Source organism: Actinomycetota bacterium (assembly GCA_005774595.1).
Classification (GTDB): Bacteria; Actinomycetota; Coriobacteriia; order Anaerosomatales; family D1FN1-002; genus D1FN1-002.
Genome location: VAUM01000491.1, coordinates 1 through 1110, shown reverse-complemented (window position 1 = coordinate 1110; position 1110 = coordinate 1). Strand labels below are relative to the sequence as shown.

1 protein-coding gene and 1 pseudogene are annotated in these 1110 nt (G+C 74.1%); both read right to left on the bottom strand.

All coding sequences use genetic code 11. The annotated features are described in order from the left end of the window. Positions 1 to 187, bottom strand: a pseudogene (locus tag FDZ70_11210) (hypothetical protein). A gap of 255 nt (positions 188 to 442) precedes the next feature. Beyond that, positions 443 to 1108 (bottom strand): HAD family hydrolase, encoded by a 666-nt coding sequence (locus tag FDZ70_11205; protein TLM65298.1) that lies wholly within the window; start codon positions 1106 to 1108, stop codon positions 443 to 445. Positions 1109 to 1110: the final 2 nt, after the last annotated feature.

The window sequence follows — 1110 nt, the reverse complement described above, 5'->3', positions numbered from 1 at the left end:
CGCGCCACTGAGGGCACTCAGCCCTTCGCAGGGCCCGGGCCGGGACCGTCCGCTTCCTCGCGGGCGAGCAGCGCGTCGATCGACGCCTGCAGCGTCTCGATGCGGCCGCGCAACTCGGCGACCTCGAAGCGCAGGCCGTCGATCCGCTCCGCCTCGGACTCCCGGGTGCCCGGCGCCTCGACGGCGCCCGACGCGATCTCGGCCTTCAGGCGCTCCTTCTCGGCGGCCACCAGCGCCGACAGCCCGTCGACGAACGCGTCCGGGCCCGAGTCCATGTCTTCGCCGCTCACGTCCGCCCCGCGTGCCACCGCAGCCTTCCAGCCCTCATCGGCGGTCTCGTGAACGAGAGCCCAGGCGGCGAGCAGTCGCATGAAGTCGTCGGACACGCGCATCCACCCCCTCGTGTCGCGAAGCGGGCCGGCACCCGCTTTCGATGCGTATGTTACGCCGCCGGCGCCCCGGCACCTGCGCGCCGGGGGGCTCCGAGCAGTCGCAGGCCGTTGAGCACCACGAGCAGCGCCACGCCGGTGTCCGCGAACACCGCCAGCCACAACGGCGCGTAGCCGAGGACGGCGGCCACGAGCGTCGCGGCCTTGACCGCCACCGAGAACGTGACGTTCTGGCGGATGTTGATGACCGTTCGGCGGCCCAGGTCGAAGAAGCGCGGCAGCGCGGCGAGGTCGTCGGACATGAGCGCCACGTCGGCGGTCTCGAGCGCGGCGTCGCTGCCAGCCGCGCCCATCGCGATGCCGATGTCGGCCGCGGCGAGGGCCGGGGCGTCGTTGATGCCGTCGCCCACCATCGCCACCACCCCGTAGCGCTCCTTCAGGTGCCGCACCGCGTCGACCTTGCGCGCCGGCAGCAGGCGAGCCATGTGCCCGGTCACGCCCACGTGGCGCGCCACCGCCGCACCCGTGGCCTCGTTGTCGCCGGTGAGCATCACCGTGTGCTCGACGCCGAGCGCATGAAGGTGCCGCACGACGCCGGGCGCCTCGGGCCGGACCTCGTCCGCGACGCCGATGAGGCCGAGCGCCTCCTCGCCGCGCGTCACGACGAGCACGGTGTGCCCCTCGCCCTCGAGCCGGGCCACCTCGGCGGCGGCTCTCACGC